Origin of the sequence: Synechococcus sp. UW106 (assembly GCF_900474015.1) — a bacterium.
Lineage (GTDB): Bacteria > Cyanobacteriota > Cyanobacteriia > PCC-6307 > Cyanobiaceae > Parasynechococcus.
Genome location: NZ_UCNV01000003.1, coordinates 150,085 through 169,496, shown reverse-complemented (window position 1 = coordinate 169,496; position 19,412 = coordinate 150,085). Strand labels below are relative to the sequence as shown.

Genomic DNA, 19,412 nt, shown 5'->3' with positions numbered 1-19,412 from the left:
CGCCAAACTGTAGAGATCAACATCCACCACCCCCTCCGGTTCGAAGCACAGGGTTCAGAATTCAGCGCATTGGATCTGAATGCCCCATGCCGGTCTGTGTGATGGTGATGGCCGATGCCCCATCGGCAGAAGGTCTGACCCAGCGGCTCCGCGACACCGATCTGCCGCTGCTGAAGTGTTTGACGATCCCGCCTGACGGGGATGCCATCGACAAAGTTGCTTTGCTGAACCCCAACCTGACACGTCAGCAGCGGCAGCGCGGCATGGCCCGCTGGCTGATGCCCTTCGGCTTTCTTGCTGGGGTCACCTTTACCAAAATCACCAACCTCACCACCTTCGCCAGCTTTGGCCCCTGGGCTGAAACCCTGATCAGCGGCCTGCTCGGAATGGGCTCCGGCCTGATGGGGAGCTACGCCGCGGCCGCCAGCGTCGATTCGGACAACGATGCTGGGGTGCGAATTCTTCGCAACCGCCGCGACGAAGGATGCTGGCTGGTGCTCCTGGAAACCCCCAATGGAATCGAGGCGCCCTGGCAGGTGATTCAACGATCGCGCCCGCAACAGGTGGTACGCCTCGACGACCTGTGATGTTGCCCCGAGAGGATCTGCTAATGGGAGCCCAGGACCCCCAAGGACTGACGGTGCTGATCGATCTGGCGGAGCAGGTTCTGCGCACCTGGCAACCGGCCTGGAGCCCCTTCCTCAGCGCACCACTCCGGGAGGAAACCCTTGCTCGGCTGGGCAGCCTGAGTGAATTGACCTGGATGAGTGACGGTGGCTATCCAGGGGCCGAGCGCCAACAGCTGCTCTGCCACCGGCGCGATGACACCCCCGATTCGGCAGCACCCGTTCAAGGTCTGCTGATCGAAGGCAACTTCCTCTTCGACCCCCTCTCCCCCGACGACCTGCGCGAGGCGTTGCAGGCGATGGGCATGGACGAGACCAGCCTTGGTGATCTCTGGGTGCGGGGCGATCGCGGCGGGCAAGGGATCTGCACCATTAGCGCGGCGGAAGCCCTTCATGGACGCGTGGGTGCCGTCCGCGACGTGGAGATCCGCTGTGAATCGCGTCCCCTAGAACAGCTACAGCCTCCCGTGCAACGCAGCGTCCGCACCCTGCAAACCGTGGAGGCGTCCTGTCGCCTAGATGCGATTGCGTCAGCAGGATTTGGCCTGTCCCGGGCCAAGATCGTGACCCACGTCAAAGCTGGACGTCTGCGCCTCAACTGGGGGAACGTGCGGCAAGCGAGCCGTGAACTGGTGGTTGGGGACCGACTGCAGCTGCAGGACCGCGGCTCTGTGGAGGTGCTCTCCTTAACACGCACAAAACGTGAACGTTGGCGGGTTGAACTGCGCCGCAGTTGAATTGAGCTTCCCCTCCGGCTGCTACTGTTCAGCCTCGATCGAAGGAATCTCAAGATTCCAATTCGATCTATTGGCGGGCGATTAGCTCAGGGGTAGAGCACTACATTGACATTGTAGGAGTCACTGGTTCAAATCCAGTATCGCCCACTTCCCTGATCGGGACTGCGTTTTCAAACTTCAGACCTTGCGATGACACGCACGATTGTCGTTGGCTTGGGTCGCTCAGGTTTGGGTGCTGCGCGTCTGCTCAAACAGCAGAGTTGCGATGTCGTTGTTTTTGAACGTGGCGACAACGACGCCCTCCAGCTGATCGCGGCTGAGCTGGATCAAGAGGGCATTCAGGTGGTCTTAGGGCAGCCCCTCACCCCAGAGAGCTTCCAAGCCTGGCGCGAAGGGCTAGAAGCAGTGGTGATCGGACCAGGCATTCCCTGGGATCATCCAACTCTGATCCAACTGCGATCCGAAGGCATTCAGGTGCGAGGCGAGATGGACCTGGCCTGGGATGCCCTCCGCCAGATCCCCTGGATCGGCATCACCGGAACCAACGGAAAGACCACGGTCACGCACCTGCTCAGCCACGTGTTAGAGCGCTCCGGCCTGAATGCTCCCATGGGCGGAAACATGGGGCTCTCAGCGGCTGAACTGGCTTGTCAGATCGCGGCAGGGGCCTCGCCACGGCCGGATTGGCTCGTCATGGAGCTAAGCAGCTACCAGATTGAAGCAGCACCGGCCATTTCCCCCAAGATCGGCATCTGGACAACGCTGACCCCGGACCATCTCGAGCGCCACGGCAGCCTTGAGGCCTACAGGGCCATCAAACGTGGGCTGCTCGAACGCTCGGACTGCGCCCTTTTCAATGCCGATGATCCGGACCTGCGCCAGCAGCGAAGCAGTTGGCAGCGCGGCACCTGGGTCAGCAGTGAAGGGGCTAGTCCGGATGGCCAGCCAGCCGATCTCTGGATTGATGCTGAGGGCTTGGTGCGGAACAGCATCACCACGCTGTTTTCTGCTGATGTCTTGGCGATGCCAGGGAGCCACAATCGTCAGAACCTTCTACTGGTCACAGCTGCTGCATTAGCGGTCGGCCTCCCCCCCCAGCAGATCGCAGACGCCCTCAGCACGTTTCCGGGCGTCCCGCATCGCCTCGAGCAACTCGGAACCTTGTCAGGAGCCACCGTGTTCAACGACAGCAAGGCCACCAACTACGACGCGGCTGAGGTGGGATTACAAGCGATGCAGGGACCGGTAGTGGTGCTTGCCGGAGGACAGACCAAACGTGGCGATGCCAGGGGATGGCTGCAGGAACTCAACGCCAGGGCCTGCAGCCTGATCCTTTTCGGAGCGGGGGCTGACGAACTGGCCAGCCTGGCCAAAGCCGCGGGTTATCCAGGCGAACTTCTGCAATGCCCCGATCTCGAAAGTGCTGTGAACTTGGCAGCGGCTGCCGTGCAGCGGACGGATGCCTCGGCGCTACTGCTGTCTCCGGCCTGCGCCAGCTTTGATCAATACCGGGATTTCGAAGCGCGAGGCGAGCACTTCCGCTCTCTGATTCAACCCTTCTTGGACGCCGCCTGAGACAAAACGAACGCAATGGGATGCATCCGGGCCAAGCGGTCCGATGATGACCTCAAACAAGCCTGTTGACGTGGCCTTCTGGTTGATGAAAAGCGAACCCGACGCTTACGGGATCGAAGATCTTCGTCGTGAAGGCACCACGCTTTGGGACGGCATTAGGAATTACCAAGCCCGCAATTTCATGCGCAGCATGGAGGTGGGCGATCAGGCGTTCTTCTACCACTCGAATTGCAAACCTCCCGGGATCATCGGGCTGATGGAGGTCATGGAAACCGGCTTGGTGGACCCAACACAGTTTGATCCGGCGGCCAAGTACTACGACCCCAAATCAACCACCGATAAGCCCCGCTGGGACTGTGCTCGCCTGCGATTTCTCGGCGAGTTTGACGCTCTACTCAGTCTCGACCAGCTGCGGGAGATCTACAGCGAACAGCAGTTGCCCGTGATCAAACGCGGGAACAGGCTTTCGATCCTTCCTGTTCCAGCTGACACTGCCCTCGACCTCCTCTCGCGGCTTGGCCAGCTCCACTGAGATCCCACTGGTCACACTGCTGCCCCGGGCCTGGATCGGCTTCAGCCGCGGGCCTTGGCGTTGCGTGGGCCTGGCTGCGCTGGTCCTGGTCAGCGCCAGTGGCCCTGCGGTGGTCGGCCACGACCTGCGTTTAGCAGGTTCCCCGTGGCTAAACCGACTGGGGGATTTATCTGTGCTGACCAGCCTGGTGCTTCCCCTGTTCCCCCTCTTGGCCCTGCTGCGGCTGACGGATGGCCTGCTCCCTGATCGACGCGACGACAGGCCTGACCAGACCTGGCGGCAGCTTCTGCATCAAGCTTTCACCCTGATGCTGCTTGAAATGCTTCTCGTCCTGGGGGGGCTCGGACTGATTCAGTCGTTGAGCTGGATGCTCGGACGCTGGAGCACTGCCCTGGCAGGACTCAGCGTGTTGCTGGGGGGGCTGGGTCTGATGAGTTGGCTGTTTAGCCAAACCTTGGCCTTCCCCCTGCTGGTTCACGAGCGCTGCCGAGCTCTACAAGCGATGGACCACAGCCGCCAGCTGGTGCACCGCAATGGCCTCAAGGTGCTAGCGCTGCTGGGGATGCTGCTGGGGATCAATCTGCTGGGGCTGATCGGAGCGACCCTTGGGCTGCTGCTCAGCCTCCCCTTCAGCGCCCTGGTGCTGATGGCCTGCTGCCGACCTCAAACCCCATTCAGCAACGACTCCCGACGGAACATGTTTCCGACGTAAACCCGGGTGATCTCCCGCGAAGGAGTGCCGTTCTGCACCAAGAAACCGGCCAGCGCCGCCTGAACCAAACGGTATTGATCCCAATTCGGATGACCCTCGATGAATTGGGTCATGGCCTGCTGAAGGGGTTGCGGTACTTCCGATTGGAAACTCACAACACTGCTCTCAGCCGTGGAAGCTTGCTCAAGGCCTTCCGGCATCTTTTTTGTTTTTCGAAACGAACACCAGTTCTCCACACCACAGCGCCACCGTCAAGGGCAGCCAACATGAGGGCATTCTCATGCATCTCCACATGAGATTCATGGCTGGAAGCCACTCCTGCACTGGCCAGTGCGCCAGAGGGGCCGGACCTAAGCACCCCGTCGCCAACGTCAAGCGAAAACAACAAAAACCGGAGGATTTCCACAGCAGCCCTCCATAACGGCGCTCACAGCCCATCGCCTGTGGAAAAACTGTGCAGAGCTCGCGGCAAAAGGCGGGGGAAATCAATGACTCGGAAATGATTAGCCGCACTAATCAACGCTGCGAGTCCCACAGAGTTCTCATCGCAGCCACCGCCGCCGCGGCCGCGGGGGCCGTCCATTCCCCTTCAGCAGCACGGCCCTCCAGCGGGGTGAGCAGGATGCGCAGGTCCCATTGATTGCGATCACCGCTCAAGCATCCCCACCAGACGCCGCGATCAAGCTCCAGCTCAATCGCTTCCTCAGGCATCAGCTGGTCAACCAGGCCCCGGTGCTGCTGCTCCAGGGTCATCACAAGATCCACCAGATCTCGCCACTCCGACTCGGTCAACTCAAAAGCCCAGCGTTCTCCACCAACAAGAACGCAGTAGTGACCGCGGGAGGGATCCCGAGACACACGCCAACCGGCTCCCTCCTGTTGAATCACACCCAGCCCATCAACCAGGCAGCAGGTCGGGCTGGTCCTGCTCGTCACTCAATTCCACAATGGCTCGCTGAACCGGCTTGACGCTGGACTCCTCCAGCAGGCCATCGAAATCATCGAATCGCCGCTGTTTGGCCCGGAAAGCAATCCTTACGGTCGTCAGATAACGGTTGCTTGATTGACGGATCAAGCTTTCGCCACGCTTGGCGAGATCTTTGGAGTCAACTCCGGCCGAAAGCACAGGCTTTTTAGGCAAACATTTACATACTAATTGTTGACCGTCTCAAGCCAGCTGATCGGTGTGAAAGGGCACGTGCATGGGATAAGCACGCTGACGAGATCCGGGCACACGCAAAACGATCTGGCGCCCCAAACCCAGAGCGGCCAGAGGCAACCGCAAATACACCACCAAACCACTCAGCTCCTCGAGGTGAGCATCGTCAACGCACTCGATGCGGATGGTGCCCCAGCTGCGACGCATGCGACAGCTCCGCAGCGGCTCCAGCCTGTCCTGCAGTTCAGGATCTTCCCGGTAGAAGGAGAAGATCAGCTGCTGCAATCGATCCATCGCCTCCAGTCCCCTTAGTCTCATCCTGACTTCACCGTGCCCCGAGCACGGTCACAGATCGCGTGGGCGAAGAAAAGCTTCAGCATTCAGACCAACGGGGCGGAACACTCGCCATCGATCTGGGCAGCACCACCACGGTGGTGGCGTATCAGGGTTCGACATCAGCCACAGCCGATCTGCTGAACCTGCCAGCCATTTGCAGTCGGGCCGGTGAAATCCCGAGCCTGGTTTGGAACGCGACGCAACGGCCCCTGATTGGTCGGCAGGTGCTCGAATCAGGGCTCCATGACTCCAGTGATATCCGTCTACATCGAGACTTCAAGGGCCGCATCGGTCAAGCCGACGCCCCAGATCAGAAGGCCGCCCGCTGGGCAGGGGAACAGCTGCTTCAGCAGATCTGGAGCCGGCTCCCCCCTGACCTCGAAATTGAGCGGCTGGTGCTCACCGCCCCGGTGGAGTGCTACAGGGCTTATCGCAGCTGGTTGCTGCAGGCCTGCACCGCGCTGCCAGTGGCCGAAATTGCCCTGGTGGATGAACCCACCGCAGCAGCCATGGGTGCAGGGCTCCCGGCCGGATCGACGCTGCTGGTGGTGGACTTGGGGGGGAGCACCCTCGATCTGGCTTTGGTGGCGCTGGAAGGAGGCGAAGGTCGTGCAGCACCGATCGCACAACTGCTGCGGCTGGGGGGACGCAGCCTGGGGGATAACAGCCGCCAGATGCTGCGCACAGCCAAGGTTCTGGGCAAGGCAGGGCTGCGTCTCGGCGGCCGCGACATCGATCGCTGGATTGTGGATCGCTGTTGCCCGGGTCAACCCGCCAATTCCACCCTGCTCAACGCCGCCGAACGCCTGAAATGCCGTTTGAGCGACACCACGCTGGCCGAACGCGAGCAGCTGATGGAGTTAGCGGTAGATCACCAGGAGCATGTTCTCCGCCTGTCACGCAGCGAGCTCAACAGCCTGCTGCTGGAGAGGGGATTTGGGGACGCGCTCGAACAACTGCTGGAGGCCTGCCTGGCCGGCGGTCGCCGCAACAATTGCAGCCTGGAAGAGTTGGAAGGCGTCGTAGCCGTCGGAGGAGGTGCCCGGCTGCCTTTCCTGCGCCAGTGGCTCACCGAGAACACAGCACCAGCACGCTTGCTCACCCCGCCACCAGTGGAAGCCGTGGCCCTCGGCGCCCTTCGACTCACACCAGGGGTCGCCATTCGAGATGTGCTTCAACACGGCGTTTCCCTGCGCTTCTGGGATCAGCGCAGCAACAGCCACCGCTGGCATCCCCTGTTCATGGCCGGACAACCTTGGCCGAGTCCGGCTCCCCTGGAACTTGTGCTGGCCGCAAGCCAGACAGGGCAAGACAGCCTGGAGGTTGTACTTGGGGAACCAATCCCGCAGGGCAGCCACAGCGTGGTCTTTATCGATGGATTGCCGACCCTCCAAGAGCAGCCCGCAGGCGAGATCTCCCATCAGCCCTGGCCCGGCGACGCTCTGGTGCTGCCCCTGGAACCAGCAGGCGAAAAGGGCGAAGACTGCTTGAGGCTGCGCTGGAGCATTGATTCTGAAGCGCAGCTTCAGCTGGAGATCAAGGATCTGCGCTCTGGAGAAGCGTGGGGCCACCCAATGCTGGGGGCTGTCCGATAAGACGTCCGTCCACAGGCCCTTGGAACAGCAGCTGTCAATCCATAAAACAGATTCAGCTTTTGTTCATTCGTTCTTGGCGGCACCGCGCCATCTGCTGCTGCGGCTCTGGGGTCTCGGAACCCTGGGGCTGGTTCTGTCGATCGCAGCAGGCGCCTACTGGTGGGAAAAACAACTGCCTGATCGGCTCCAGAGCGCGCTCAACGCCAACAACTTCGAGGCCTGCATTCGCACCAGTGAGCAACTGGCAGCCCTGCGCTGGTTGGGCGATGGGGCACCCAAAGAACAGGCACTCTGCCGCCGGAAGCATGCCGAACAGCTTTGGAAACAAGGTGACCCCATCGCCGCCATAGCACTGCAGCAACAACTGGTCGCCTCGGGCCACGGCGACCCTTACGTCGATCGCAAGACCCTTGAACGCTGGCGACAGGCCATGAAGGATCAGGCTGTCGCCCTGTTTCGTCAGGGGGAACTTCAGAAAGCGCTCGACTTGCTGGAACCGCTGAAAGGCCACTCCCGCAGTTCGATCAGCCAACTCAGTGCAACCCTGATGGAAATCTGGAACCGCAATCAACTGGAACAGCGTCGGCTGGTGCAACTGGTGGAGAAGGAACGCTGGTGGGAGGCCCTGGACAGCCTCAACAAACTCGACCATCCCTGGTGGCAGCAGCAGGCCCGTGCCACCCGAGAAAGTGTGGAGAGTGCGATTCAGGCTCTCGACGATGCCCAGGCGCACCAACAGCATCCAGCGGTGCATGCCGATGTAATCAGTGGTGAGGCGCTAGATGCTGCCGTCCAGGATCAATTGCGCCAAGGCCTGGACCCTTGGACGGCCTTTTCCTCAGGATGCAATCATCTCGGCGGTCGCGTCGAAGAAGACGGGCCAGAAAGTTTCTGTCGACGCGCATCTCCGAGCCCGTGACAAAATGGATCGGTGGATGATTCAGGTGCGATGCAGGCGGGCGACAGGGTGACGGTTGAGGCATCCGTCGTGGTGTTCAACCATCCCGAACACCGGGGGCAGGCCTTTGACATGAAAGGGCAGAGCGGTGATGTGGTGAACGTCCTCAACGACTGGAAGGGAAGGGTGATCAGCCCGACGCTGCCCGTAATCGTTGCCTTCGGCCGCTACAAAGCCCACTTCCGGGCCGACGAACTCAAGTCAGCGGGCTGACGCGGCTTAGGAACACTCCCTCCTCGCCATCCACATCCTGCAAGCGCAGTTCGATGCTTTCGGTGCGTCGAGTGGGAACGATGCGCCCACAGAAATCAGGCTGAATAGGCAGTTCGCGATGGCCTCGATCAACCATGGCGAGCAGCATCACCCGTTGCGGACGTCCCCAACTCTGAAGTGCTTCCAGCGCAGCACGCACCGTCCGACCAGTGAAGATCACGTCGTCCACAAGGATCACCAGACGATCCTCAATGCTGTTGGGCAGCGATGTCAGCTGGGGCAAACGGGTCCCGATGCGCTCCAGATCGTCGCGATGGAATGTGGGATCGATCGAACCCTGAGAGATAGCGTGACCCGTCAGCCTTTCCAACTCACCCGCCAGGACCCTGGACAGCTGAACACCTCGTGTTGGGATGCCCAGCAACATGAGCCTGCGGCTGTCTTCGGCACTCTCCAGCACCTGAGACGCCAAGCGCGTCAGGGTGAAACCAAGCTCGCGCTCCGAGAGAATTTCAATCCTGTCAGGGTCAGCCATGGGTGATAAAGCAGTGCAGCGGTGTGGGGATCGGGTGAAACTGCAGCCTGAGGGCTGACGGAGCGTTAGGTTGATTCTGCAAAAGTCCTTAAGAACCGTCGGTCGCGGGTGAACGTGGGGAACAGCACTACCAACGGTTCAGGTCGCTCCGGAACAGTGGCACCTGTTGTCCTCGCCATTCTTGATGGCTGGGGCCACCGGGACGCAAGCGAGCACAACGCGATCCAACAAAGCGGCACACCAGTGATGGATGCCCTGTGGCATGCGTATCCGCACACGCTGATTGAAGCCAGCGGATCCCACGTTGGCCTGCCCGATCAGCAGATGGGCAATTCAGAGGTAGGCCACCTAACCATCGGTGCGGGGCGCATCATCCGCCAAGAGTTGGTGCGGATCAGCGACACCGTGCGCAGCAATCAACTGGGTACGAGACCGGTGCTCAAGTCGCTGGTGGAACGGATCCAACAGCGGGGAGGGACCCTGCACCTGCTGGGCCTCTGCTCCGATGGCGGTGTCCACAGCCATGTGAACCACCTCTGTGGACTGATCCAGTGGGCTGCCGATAGCGGCCTCTCCGATGTCGCCGTCCATGCCATCACTGATGGTCGCGACACACCAACCCAGAGCGCACCGAACTACATCAGCCAGGTGGAAGAAGCTCTAAGCAAATGCGGCGTGGGCCAGCTCGCCAGCCTCTGTGGCCGTTACTGGGCCATGGACCGGGACCAGCGCTGGGACCGCACCGAAAAGGCCTACAACCTCTACACCGATCCGGAGATCGCCGTTGACAGCCGTACACCTGATCAGGTGCTGGCTGCCAGTTATGCCGAAGGAATCACCGATGAATTCCTCGAACCAGTGCGCCTGCAGAACAGCTTCATCAAGGACGGCGACAGTGTTCTGGTCTTCAACTTCCGCCCCGATCGCGCTCGTCAGATCGTGCAGGCGCTCTGCCTTGCAGACTTTGAATCGTTCGAGCGCAACCGCGTTCTCTCATTGGACGTGGTGACCTTCACCCAGGTCGAACAGGATCTGCCCGTCCACGTCGTCTTCCCACCGGAGCCGCTCGACCAGCTGCTGGGCCAAGTGGTGGCTGACGCGGGGCTTAAGCAGTACCGCACAGCCGAGACCGAGAAATATCCCCACGTCACATACTTCATGAACGGCGGGATCGAACAACCATTGGATGGAGAAGATCGCCACCTGGTGCCCTCTCCAAGAGTCGCCACCTATGACCTCTCACCGGCGATGTCTGCCGAGCAACTCACCGACAGCTGCGTTGCTGCCATCAAAAAGGCTGACTATTCGCTGATTGTGATCAACTACGCCAACCCCGACATGGTCGGGCATACCGGTGTGATGGATGCCGCGAAGGAGGCCATTCAAACGGTTGATGGATGCATAGGCCGCTTGTTGGATGCTGTGGGGCGTCAAGGCGGGACCATGCTGATCACAGCGGATCACGGCAATGCAGAGTTGATGGAGGGACCGGATGGACAGGCGTGGACAGCCCACACCACCAATCCTGTGCCCGTGATCCTGATCGAGGGAGAACGGCGCAAGCTGCCTGGCCATGGCAATGGGATCACACTCCGCGATAACGGAGGTCTGGCCGATATTGCACCAACCTTGCTTCAGATCCTCGACCTGCCGCAACCGGAGGCCATGACCGGCCTCAGCCTGATTGCGCCAATGTCCAACATAGACCCATCCCCAAAAACCGCTCGCTTGCCTCTTTCCGTCTAATGCTGACCTCAATTCTGTCCTGGAGCTGGATTGGCACCGGCCTTCTCCTCATTGTCCTGGTGCTGCTTCACAGCCCTAAAGGTGATGGCATGGGTGGACTGGCTGCCAGCGGCAGCTCAATGTTCAGCAGCGCCAGTAGCGCCGAAGCAACGTTAAACCGGCTGACATGGACCTGTCTGGCGCTGTTCCTGTCCTTGGCCGTGATCCTCAGTGCTGGCTGGTTGACCTAAACAAACCAGCACTCAGGAACTCACAATTTCTGCGCGCATACTCTGCATACATGCATTTTGAATCCTGCGATCGAAATGACCTATATCTTCTGCATTGCGACTCTGAGCGGTATCTCTAGCAAGAGCCAATAACTCTTCCTCTGACAAAAGCGAGGCCTCATCAGATGGCTGAAAATAACTAAAATCAACAGACATTAAGTCACAATACTGCTTATTACTCGACGATGCCCTGCAGTCGAGATGACCGATCAGGGAATGCTGAAGTCGAGGAGAGAATAATGAATCAAACTCAGCCATTAAATCCTGACCAGCAGACAGACGTTCGCAAACACGAAAGAGCCATCGATTCCCTTCATGGGGGAGCGGAAAAAACGACTGCTGCAATGGCCGCAATGAGCTGAGGTAAGCAGACATCCCATGAATCAATACTGGATGAAAGGAAAGATTCTTTCGCACATCAAATGATTCCAGTTCTTCAAGCGCCAAGGGCATCCCTGTCGAAGATAGAAAATGCTCAAGCAATGAGTAAGGATGGGAGCGTGTTGGAATATGGCAACTCACGACCGTGACAGAATCACCAAGATTCTTCACCCCGTCACGAAAACATTGATAGTTGGAGTACCAATTGCGATCTTTACCAACAAGAGACAAAGCAAGTAAGCTACGCTCAAGCGCCGTAAATTGACGCCAATTTAAATTATATCTTGACAAAACCTTCAAATCATCAACAAGCCTCTTTCGATCTCGAAAAAACCATTGAGAGAACGCAGAAACATGATAATTAGATTGCAATCTGGAATACCCAGAAACCACAACATGATCGAATGAATGTGCCTCCAATGCCCGCTCCGCTATCGAACACACCAACGCTGGACGATTGCCCAACATTTCATGACTAATAACAACCTTGGAACTAGATTGGCCAGAAAGAACACGATCAATATAATTAAAAGTAGTTTTACTATTCTTCTTTAGGGCTTGATCTGCGCCACGGAGTTGCTCAGGATTTAAAAAGCAAAAGCCAAGGCCACCCTTTGATGCCTGCGCAACAAGCCGGAGAGAGGCCTGAAGGGAGGAAGAAGCACACTTCTGAGCCCCAACGTGAATGACCAGCCTTCGCGTCATTTAAAACCTCAGAAGCCCCCTATTTCAATAAAGACTAGAGCAAAATACCGACTTAATGCAATGCCTAAAATTTTCACTACAGAATGCAAATGAAAACGTCATAGCCAATGCTAAAGTTGTAAGGATAACTGGAGTGCAGTGAAAAAAACCAAGCTTTTCCTGCACATTGGTCATGGCAAAACTGGCACTTCAGCTATCCAGTCATCTCTTGCCATCGCTTCAAACGATTTAGCCGAGCAAGGAATCAGTTATCCCATTCAGCAATCGCTACGGGATCGAGCATCTCGACTGGAAATTACGTCTGGAAATTGGGAGCCAAACTCCGAAGTGAGCTTGAGCGATGAATTGCTAGAAATCGCCAAAAACAATGGAGATAATTCAAAAGTTATTTTAAGTTCGGAATCACTTTTTTGGCTGATTCCAGAATTAATTCAAAACAAAAGCAAGTGGGAGAACAATATTGATATACACATCATTCTGGCAGTACGAGAGATTGAAGAGATGCTTTCTTCCGAATACCAACAACGCGTTAAGCGACATGGAGACTCCATGCCACTAGAACAATTTCTTCGAGCAAGACATTTCATATCATCCCATCATGCAAAGGCTGCTGAAATCATTGAATTGATGACTCAGTCAAACATCCCCAATACAATCATTAATTACTCACGGCACAAACGAGATATCTCACAATTGATTTTCAAATTTATTGGTGCCGAAGAACTCTATCCCGCAGACCAGATGGCTGGAGCGATTATCAATCGAAGCCTAAGCCGGAAAGAACTTGAGATTCTGATCACGATTAACGCTCTTTACTACAGCAAATTCCCTTGGATTAGTACAAGAATTTCAGACGCATTAATTAAAAATCAACCCCAGCTTGAGGCCCAGCAATGCAAGCTTGCCAAGCCACAACTCGAGAAAGTCTATGAAAAAAATGATGCTTATCTTCAAACAATTAATGCATGCCTTGACCCAAATGAACAGTTAACAATGCTCGCAACGCTCAGCCATGAAGCAATGCAAGCCAGTTCACCCGAACAAGTTCAAAAAATTCGTGACGAGGAAACCGTATCAATATGCCTTATCGGAGATACACTCCTACAGACATTGACCAATGAGTCCAAGCGAAAACTCTCCAACGACACCATTGATGCCATCATCGAATTGAGTCAGTCAGGGAAAGTTTCGAAAACCACGGAGGTTGAACTTTTGGAAGTCGCCAAAGAGAACCGACCGCAAGGATTAAAGTTAGGAAAACTATTGGAACGCGCGAGAACAGAACTTTCAAAGCTTTAATCCGCGAGTCAATAAAGCTCGACCACAACATCCAGCGAAAATATATTTCACGAAAATCACTGGAAAGAAAAGACCACTAAAACAGAGGCATCCAAACTTAACTTAGAAACGATTCAATCCACTAACCAATTATCAAATCAAGAGATGCAAAAGCAGGTTTATACCTAAGCTCTCATTTTGGCAACTGCTGTCAGTATCAGATTCCCCAGCCAAGCTCAGCTGCCAACAAGCTTGAACATTCAGCACACTCAAATGAATGGCAAGGATGTATAATCCAAAACGATATCAAGATGTCTAAGTGAAAGGAAAATCAAACTCAAAAAAGCCAGGAAAATACAAATTTTTTATCCCACCAAAACTATCAAGCTCTCTTGCCGAAGAAGTGTGCAGTCCACTATGGAAAAAAATAATTAGTTCAATTGAAAACCAAGAAGTCGAAACAATCCTCGAAATAGTTAAAGGAATTGACACATGCAAGGGCATATTGCACTTACCTCATCCTTTCTTAGACGGTGTGGACACATTCCCAGTCACAAGCATGCGTCAAGGAATGTGCAACTTTATTTTCTTTCATGATTCAACCAATCGGCACCGATGGATATTGTGTCAATCCACCTCGTTCGTTGACGCTATTTTTTCAGAAACACATTCAAGCAAGCACAACTCTTCCCCCAATGACAACCAAATACTAAACCACATCAATAGAGTGATCAAAAACTACAATAAAGCTGGCCTAACGCAAAACTGGGCAGAACAAGCGATATTTTCTGGATACTTACTTGATCAATTAAGGCCATATCATCACTTCTACGACCAACTCAAGTGGCTGGTGCATTTAGAAACTAAAATGCCAATTATCAGCAGCAATTCATTTTTTATCCCAAGAAACTTAAAGAAAATAACGCCTTCAACAAGAAATCAACCTACATTTTCTATGTTCCCATTGGTTATTGGGTCGACTCAATTGGGGACGAAGCTCGACAAATATACCGACGAAATGGAAAAAGTTGTCCATGACGACAGCTTAAAAGGTCTCCATAGAGCGATCATTGATTATGGATGGAATAAAGCGATTAATGCACTAAAAAAATTAATGGGTAAACACAGAACTCTTACCCTTTGGTTTGGCATTTCTGGGCAGAAAAGAATATGGGTCGAGCAAGAAGATTTTCTACCAACTCTTGTGGAACACTTAAAACCATGGTTTGATTCGTTTGTATTTTTAATTGATGGATTCACGCAATATGAATACACTGATGGGCAGCCCCTCAAGGGCAGCAAGGCAACCCCCATCAGTCAAGATCTTGTAGTTGTCGATTCGATAAGGAAGAAACTAATGCCTTATTCAAACGCCTCTATCGTTAACCTTGTTGGCCAAAATTATCGAGAAAAAATTCAACAGTGCCAGTCTGTTGACTTTTTCATTGCGAACGCTGGTGCAGGCCAGCTGGTTCCTCATCGATTTTGTAAAAAACCGGGCATATTACATTCCAACGAGAAACATTGTGTTTTTTCTATGGGAATCAACAATACAACCGTTAAACTGGTCGACAAGTCACTCGTGAGAGATGTCGGAAACTTGTTTGCTAGCGATAGAAGAAAGAAGGCAGATGCATCAGGTTCTGGATTAATTAGCTACAGCATACACATAGAAGTTGTCATCAATATGATCATAACGATGTTGAATTTACGGGAACGGCCAGTGCCGATCACAACAGATCTTTAACAACAAATTAGTCAGAGGCCTGGTGCCTTCAGGCCTGACCCAAAGAAGGCAAGTTCCTTATGAACGCGATCCAACTCATACAACATTTTGGTTTCTTTCTTTTCGAGGATCTCAACACGTTTCAAAAGATCTTCTAACAATTTATTTTGCAGTGATTCAACTTGAACTTGCCTTTTTTGTACGCCTTGTGATGGTGGTGCCGCAGACCCTGCTGTAGAAAGAATTCCTCCATCCGTTTCGACGTACAACAACGCCAGACGCTCCAATACCTTGGAATAAGCCTTGTCTTGACGTCGACAGAGATCCTTAAAACGTTGGAGCGTCTCCGGGGCAAACTGAGCGGCAAAGGCACCGAGGCGCTGTGGCATTTGTCCCGACAAAACCAGACGAATCAATACATTAGCCCGCGCACTTCTGCACCCCTACTATTTCATGTCCTGCAGCTGACACCGCACCCCAACCGTCAAATGTCTTGAAGGGTCTAGATCTGACAAGACAATGACCGGGACAAAAAAAGAGGTCCCGCAGGACCTCTTGATATGACTGGAATGTGAGTGATTCGGTGGTTTGCCAACCACCCGCACCGACGTCAATAATCGAAGTCACCGCCGCCCATGCCACCGGCAGGAGCTGCTTCCTTCTTCTCAGGCAAATCAGCCACGATGCACTCAGTGGTCAACACCATGCCAGCAATCGATGCGGCATTCTGCAGACCGGAGCGGGTCACCTTGGCGGGATCAACGATGCCGGCAGCCAGCATGTCGACGTACTCGCCGGAAGCTGCGTTGAAGCCCTCGGCACCTGCGCGAGCCTTGACGTTCTCAGCCACGACAGCACCGTTGGCACCTGCGTTTTCAGCGATGCGCATCAGCGGAGCGGTGAGAGCAGCAGCCACGATGTTGGCGCCAATCAGCTCCTCACCCGAGAGGCTGGAGGCAGCCCAATGCTCCAGAGCCGGAGCCAGGTGAGCAAGGGTGGTGCCACCACCAGGAACAATGCCTTCCTCAACAGCCGCCTTGGTGGCGTTGATGGCGTCCTCGAGACGGAGTTTCTTGTCCTTCATCTCAGTTTCGGTGGCCGCACCCACCTTCACCACGGCGACGCCACCGGCCAGTTTGGCCAGGCGCTCCTGCAACTTCTCCTTGTCGTAGGTGGAGTCGGTCTCGTCCATCTGCTTCTTGATCTGTTCGCAGCGGGCGCCGACAGCCGCCTCGTTGCCCTCGGCAACGATGGTGGTGGTGTCTTTGTTGATGGTGATGCGGCGGGCGGTGCCCAGCATCTCCAGCTTGGCGTTCTCCAGCTTGAGGCCAGCGTCCTCGGTGATCAGCTGACCGTTGGTCAGAACAGCCATGTCTTCCAACATGGCTTTGCGGCGATCGCCGAAACCAGGAGCCTTCACAGCAGCAACGTTCAACACGCCCCGCAGACGATTCACCACCAGGGTGGCGAGAGCTTCCTTCTCGATGTCCTCAGCGATGATTAGCAGAGGCTTACCGGTGCGGGCGATCTGCTCCAGAACGGGCACCAGATCCTGCACGAGGCCGATCTTCTTGTCGGTGAGCAGGATGTAGGGCTCGTCGAGAACGGCTTCCATCCGCTCAGTGTCGGTAGCGAAATAAGGGGAGATGTAGCCCTTGTCGAAACGCATGCCCTCGGTGACCTCGAGCTCGGTCTCCATGGACTTGCCCTCTTCGAGGGAAATCACACCTTCCTTGCCAACCTTGTCCATGGCGTCGGCAATCATCTTGCCGACTTCTTCGTCGTTGCCGGCAGAGATGGTGCCGACCTGAGCGATGGCGTTGCTGTCAGCGATGGGCTTGGCCATTTCCTGGATCTTGCTGACCAGGAAATCGGAGGCCTTGTCGATGCCCTTTTTCAGAGTGATCGCATTGGCACCGGCGGCCACGTTGCGCAAACCGGCTTTAACCATGGCGTGAGCCAGAACGGTAGCGGTGGTGGTGCCGTCACCAGCAGCGTCGTTGGTTTTGGAGGCGGCCTGGCGGATCAGAGCAACACCGGTGTTCTCGATGTGATCTTCAAGCTCGATCTCCTTGGCGATGGTGACACCGTCATTGATGATCTGGGGTGCACCGAACTTCTTCTCAAGCACCACGTTGCGGCCCTTGGGTCCCAGGGTCACCGCAACGGCTTCAGCCAGGATGTCGATGCCTTTCTCGAGAGCGCGACGGGCGTTCTCGTTGTAGATGATTCGCTTTGCCATGGAAGGCGGTTCCTAATGAAGAGGATGAACAGGAAAGACTGAGCCGAGACTCAGAGGGGCTGATCTCAGTTGACGACAGCCAGGATGTCTTTCTCGGACAGCAGCACGTATTCATCGCTGCCGAGCTTGATGTCGGTGCCGGCGTACTTGCTGTAGAGAACTTTGTCGCCCACACCGACTTCAGGAGCCTGGCGGCTGCCGTCGTCGTTGCGCTTACCGGGGCCCACTTGAACCACCTCACCCACTTGGGGCTTTTCCTTGGCGGTATCGGGCAGAAGGATGCCGCCGGCGGTCTTCTCTTCGGATTCGGAGACCTTGATGAAGATGCGGTCGCCGAGAGGTTTAACAGTTGAGACGCTGAGAGAAACAGCAGCCATGGGTACTTGCAGGAGCAGGGACAGGGCGCAATGCGCCACGCATCGAACCGAGTTGGCACTCGATGCCGATGAGTGCCAACGTATGCAATCGGGCGGTCCCTTTTCTAGTCCTAGCGCTGTGCGGGTGTCCGAACCGCAGGCTGTGCCGACCCAACAGATGGGGCCGTTGAACTGACAGTGGTATGGTTGCGCCGCTCTGAATGGGTCCGAGCGCGTAGCGCCTGTTCCCGCAACTCTCCTTACCTATGGTCGCTTCTGCTCCTGCATCTGCTGGCACCAAGGGTGTGATCCGTCAGGTGATCGGCCCGGTTCTGGACGTGGAATTTCCCGCAGGGAAATTGCCCAAGATCTATAACGCCCTGCGCATCGAGGGCAAAAACCCCGCAGGTGATGACGTCGCTCTGACGGCTGAAGTTCAACAGCTGCTGGGTGACCACCGCGTTCGCGCCGTTGCCATGAGTGGCACCGACGGACTCGTGCGCGGCATGGAAGCCGTCGACACCGGTGCACCGATCTCAGTGCCCGTTGGCGAAGCCACCCTCGGCAGGATCTTCAACGTTCTCGGCGAGCCCGTTGACGAGCAAGGACCCGTCAAAACCACAACCACTGCTCCCATTCACCGCGAGGCGCCCAACCTCACCGAACTGGAAACGAAGCCCAAGGTTTTCGAAACCGGCATCAAGGTGATCGATCTTCTGGCTCCTTACCGCCAAGGCGGAAAGGTGGGCCTGTTCGGCGGTGCCGGCGTGGGCAAAACCGTGCTGATTCAGGAGCTGATCAACAACATCGCCAAAGAGCATGGCGGTGTGTCTGTCTTTGGCGGTGTGGGCGAGCGCACCCGCGAAGGCAACGACCTCTACGAGGAATTCAAAGAGTCTGGCGTGATCAACGCTGACGACCTTTCCAAGTCGAAGGTGGCTCTTTGCTACGGCCAGATGAACGAGCCCCCCGGCGCCCGGATGCGCGTGGGTCTCTCCGCTCTGACCATGGCGGAGCACTTCCGCGACGTGAACAAGCAGGACGTCCTGTTGTTCGTGGACAACATCTTCCGCTTCGTGCAGGCCGGTTCCGAAGTGTCCGCACTGCTCGGCCGCATGCCTTCCGCTGTGGGCTACCAGCCCACCCTCGGCACCGACGTGGGTGCTCTTCAAGAGCGTGTTGCCTCAACCGTTGAAGGATCCATCACCTCGATTCAGGCGGTTTACGTCCCTGCTGACGACCTGACCGACCCCGCTCCTGCGACCACCTTTGCTCACCTCGATGCCACCACGGTGCTGAACCGTGCCCTGGCCTCCAAAGGCATCTACCCCGCTGTGGACCCTCTGGATTCCACCAGCACCATGCTGCAGCCAGCAGTGGTGGGTGACGAGCACTACCGCACCGCTCGCGCCGTGCAGTCCACCCTGCAGCGCTATAAGGAACTCCAGGACATCATCGCGATTCTGGGTCTCGACGAACTGTCGGAAGACGACCGTCGCATCGTGGATCGTGCCCGCAAGGTGGAGAAATTCCTCTCCCAGCCCTTCTTCGTGGCTGAAATCTTTACCGGCATGCCCGGTAAGTACGTGAAGCTGGACGACACCATCGCCGGTTTCAACCAGATCCTCTCCGGTGAGCTGGACAGCCTCCCCGAAGCCGCCTTCTACCTGGTAGGCAACATCGAGGAAGTGAAAGCCAAGGCCGAGAAGATCGCCGCCGAAACCAAGTGAT

General features: G+C 56.2%; 22 protein-coding genes and 1 tRNA gene. 14 read left to right on the top strand and 9 right to left on the bottom strand.

What is annotated here, in order from left to right; translation table 11 throughout:
• Positions 1 to 86 precede the first annotated feature (86 nt).
• From DXY30_RS02185 to DXY30_RS02160, 6 genes are all read left to right on the top strand, one after another.
• Positions 87 to 587 carry a hypothetical protein gene (locus DXY30_RS02185; protein WP_115093183.1) on the top strand — a complete coding sequence of 167 codons (501 nt, stop codon included), beginning with the start codon at positions 87 to 89 and terminating at the stop codon, positions 585 to 587.
• Complete coding sequence (locus tag DXY30_RS02180; protein WP_170951099.1) at positions 587 to 1,363, top strand: photosystem II S4 domain protein; 777 nt, start codon at positions 587 to 589, stop codon at positions 1,361 to 1,363. Before DXY30_RS02185 ends, DXY30_RS02180 begins: the two co-directional genes overlap by 1 nt.
• A 75-nt stretch (positions 1,364 to 1,438) precedes the next feature.
• Positions 1,439 to 1,510, top strand: a tRNA-Val gene (locus DXY30_RS02175).
• A 42-nt stretch (positions 1,511 to 1,552) separates the two neighbouring features.
• Complete coding sequence (murD, locus tag DXY30_RS02170) at positions 1,553 to 2,938, top strand: UDP-N-acetylmuramoyl-L-alanine--D-glutamate ligase (RefSeq protein WP_115093181.1); 1,386 nt, start codon at positions 1,553 to 1,555, stop codon at positions 2,936 to 2,938.
• Positions 2,939 to 2,984: 46 nt separating this feature from the next.
• Positions 2,985 to 3,470 (top strand): EVE domain-containing protein, encoded by a 486-nt coding sequence (locus DXY30_RS02165; RefSeq protein WP_115093304.1) that lies wholly within the window; start codon positions 2,985 to 2,987, stop codon positions 3,468 to 3,470.
• Positions 3,454 to 4,182 (top strand): hypothetical protein, encoded by a 729-nt coding sequence (locus DXY30_RS02160; protein ID WP_170951098.1) that lies wholly within the window; start codon positions 3,454 to 3,456, stop codon positions 4,180 to 4,182. Before DXY30_RS02165 ends, DXY30_RS02160 begins: the two co-directional genes overlap by 17 nt.
• Here DXY30_RS02160 and DXY30_RS02155 read toward each other — a convergent pair.
• The 4 genes from DXY30_RS02155 to DXY30_RS02140 all read right to left on the bottom strand — a co-directional run bounded on the left by DXY30_RS02155 (position 4,134) and on the right by DXY30_RS02140 (position 5,635).
• Positions 4,134 to 4,382, bottom strand: coding sequence for a DUF2811 domain-containing protein (locus DXY30_RS02155; RefSeq protein ID WP_115093179.1), 249 nt, complete (start codon positions 4,380 to 4,382; stop codon positions 4,134 to 4,136). The genes DXY30_RS02160 and DXY30_RS02155 overlap by 49 nt on opposite strands.
• A gap of 316 nt (positions 4,383 to 4,698) precedes the next feature.
• Complete coding sequence (locus DXY30_RS02150) at positions 4,699 to 5,070, bottom strand: DUF1818 family protein (protein WP_115093303.1); 372 nt, start codon at positions 5,068 to 5,070, stop codon at positions 4,699 to 4,701.
• Between the two features lie 10 nt (positions 5,071 to 5,080).
• On the bottom strand, positions 5,081 to 5,308 hold the full coding sequence (locus DXY30_RS02145; protein WP_025362489.1) for a DNA-directed RNA polymerase subunit omega: 228 nt from the start codon (positions 5,306 to 5,308) through the stop codon (positions 5,081 to 5,083).
• Between the two features lie 42 nt (positions 5,309 to 5,350).
• A complete protein-coding gene (locus DXY30_RS02140) occupies positions 5,351 to 5,635 on the bottom strand; it encodes a hypothetical protein (protein WP_115093178.1) in 285 nt (94 codons plus the stop codon).
• 62 nt (positions 5,636 to 5,697) lie between these two features.
• Here DXY30_RS02140 and DXY30_RS02135 point away from each other — a divergent pair, with 62 nt between their 5' ends.
• From DXY30_RS02135 to DXY30_RS02125, 3 genes are all read left to right on the top strand, one after another.
• Positions 5,698 to 7,272 (top strand): Hsp70 family protein, encoded by a 1,575-nt coding sequence (locus tag DXY30_RS02135; protein ID WP_115093177.1) that lies wholly within the window; start codon positions 5,698 to 5,700, stop codon positions 7,270 to 7,272.
• A gap of 73 nt (positions 7,273 to 7,345) precedes the next feature.
• The gene (locus DXY30_RS02130) at positions 7,346 to 8,191 is read left to right on the top strand and encodes a hypothetical protein (RefSeq protein WP_115093176.1); all 846 of its coding nucleotides are present in this window, start codon (positions 7,346 to 7,348) and stop codon (positions 8,189 to 8,191) included.
• 30 nt (positions 8,192 to 8,221) lie between these two features.
• Positions 8,222 to 8,443, top strand: a complete 222-nt coding sequence (locus tag DXY30_RS02125; protein ID WP_115022378.1) for a ferredoxin-thioredoxin reductase variable chain — start codon at positions 8,222 to 8,224, stop codon at positions 8,441 to 8,443.
• Here DXY30_RS02125 and pyrR read toward each other — a convergent pair.
• Complete coding sequence (gene pyrR / locus DXY30_RS02120) at positions 8,427 to 8,978, bottom strand: bifunctional pyr operon transcriptional regulator/uracil phosphoribosyltransferase PyrR (RefSeq protein ID WP_115093175.1); 552 nt, start codon at positions 8,976 to 8,978, stop codon at positions 8,427 to 8,429. The two genes, DXY30_RS02125 and pyrR, sit on opposite strands and share 17 nt — an antisense overlap.
• A gap of 108 nt (positions 8,979 to 9,086) precedes the next feature.
• Here pyrR and gpmI point away from each other — a divergent pair, with 108 nt between their 5' ends.
• Together gpmI and secG are read left to right on the top strand one after the other, a co-directional pair.
• Positions 9,087 to 10,724: a 2,3-bisphosphoglycerate-independent phosphoglycerate mutase gene (gpmI, locus tag DXY30_RS02115; protein ID WP_115093174.1), complete on the top strand. Its 1,638-nt coding sequence runs from the start codon at positions 9,087 to 9,089 to the stop codon at positions 10,722 to 10,724.
• Complete coding sequence (secG, locus tag DXY30_RS02110) at positions 10,724 to 10,954, top strand: preprotein translocase subunit SecG (RefSeq protein ID WP_115093173.1); 231 nt, start codon at positions 10,724 to 10,726, stop codon at positions 10,952 to 10,954. Before gpmI ends, secG begins: the two co-directional genes overlap by 1 nt.
• Before the next feature lie 12 nt (positions 10,955 to 10,966).
• Here the strand turns inward: secG and DXY30_RS13485 are convergent, their stop codons facing one another.
• Entirely contained in the window at positions 10,967 to 12,079 is a 1,113-nt protein-coding gene (locus DXY30_RS13485; RefSeq protein ID WP_137006769.1) for a hypothetical protein, read from the bottom strand.
• A gap of 138 nt (positions 12,080 to 12,217) precedes the next feature.
• On the opposite strand from DXY30_RS13485, the gene DXY30_RS02105 reads away from it, so the two are divergent.
• On the top strand, positions 12,218 to 13,378 hold the full coding sequence (locus DXY30_RS02105) for a hypothetical protein (protein WP_115093172.1): 1,161 nt from the start codon (positions 12,218 to 12,220) through the stop codon (positions 13,376 to 13,378).
• A gap of 298 nt (positions 13,379 to 13,676) precedes the next feature.
• On the top strand, positions 13,677 to 15,104 hold the full coding sequence (locus tag DXY30_RS02100; RefSeq protein WP_115093171.1) for a hypothetical protein: 1,428 nt from the start codon (positions 13,677 to 13,679) through the stop codon (positions 15,102 to 15,104).
• Between the two features lie 11 nt (positions 15,105 to 15,115).
• Here DXY30_RS02100 and DXY30_RS02095 read toward each other — a convergent pair whose 3' ends face one another.
• The 3 genes from DXY30_RS02095 to groES all read right to left on the bottom strand — a co-directional run bounded on the left by DXY30_RS02095 (position 15,116) and on the right by groES (position 17,702).
• The gene (locus DXY30_RS02095) at positions 15,116 to 15,472 is read right to left on the bottom strand and encodes a hypothetical protein (RefSeq protein WP_115093302.1); all 357 of its coding nucleotides are present in this window, start codon (positions 15,470 to 15,472) and stop codon (positions 15,116 to 15,118) included.
• A gap of 221 nt (positions 15,473 to 15,693) precedes the next feature.
• Positions 15,694 to 17,325 carry a chaperonin GroEL gene (gene groL / locus DXY30_RS02090; RefSeq protein WP_115093170.1) on the bottom strand — a complete coding sequence of 544 codons (1,632 nt, stop codon included), beginning with the start codon at positions 17,323 to 17,325 and terminating at the stop codon, positions 15,694 to 15,696.
• Positions 17,326 to 17,390: 65 nt separating this feature from the next.
• Complete coding sequence (gene groES, locus DXY30_RS02085) at positions 17,391 to 17,702, bottom strand: co-chaperone GroES (protein WP_115022391.1); 312 nt, start codon at positions 17,700 to 17,702, stop codon at positions 17,391 to 17,393.
• 245 nt (positions 17,703 to 17,947) lie between these two features.
• On the opposite strand from groES, the gene atpD reads away from it, so the two are divergent.
• Positions 17,948 to 19,411 (top strand): F0F1 ATP synthase subunit beta, encoded by a 1,464-nt coding sequence (gene atpD, locus DXY30_RS02080; RefSeq protein ID WP_115093169.1) that lies wholly within the window; start codon positions 17,948 to 17,950, stop codon positions 19,409 to 19,411.
• Position 19,412: the final 1 nt, after the last annotated feature.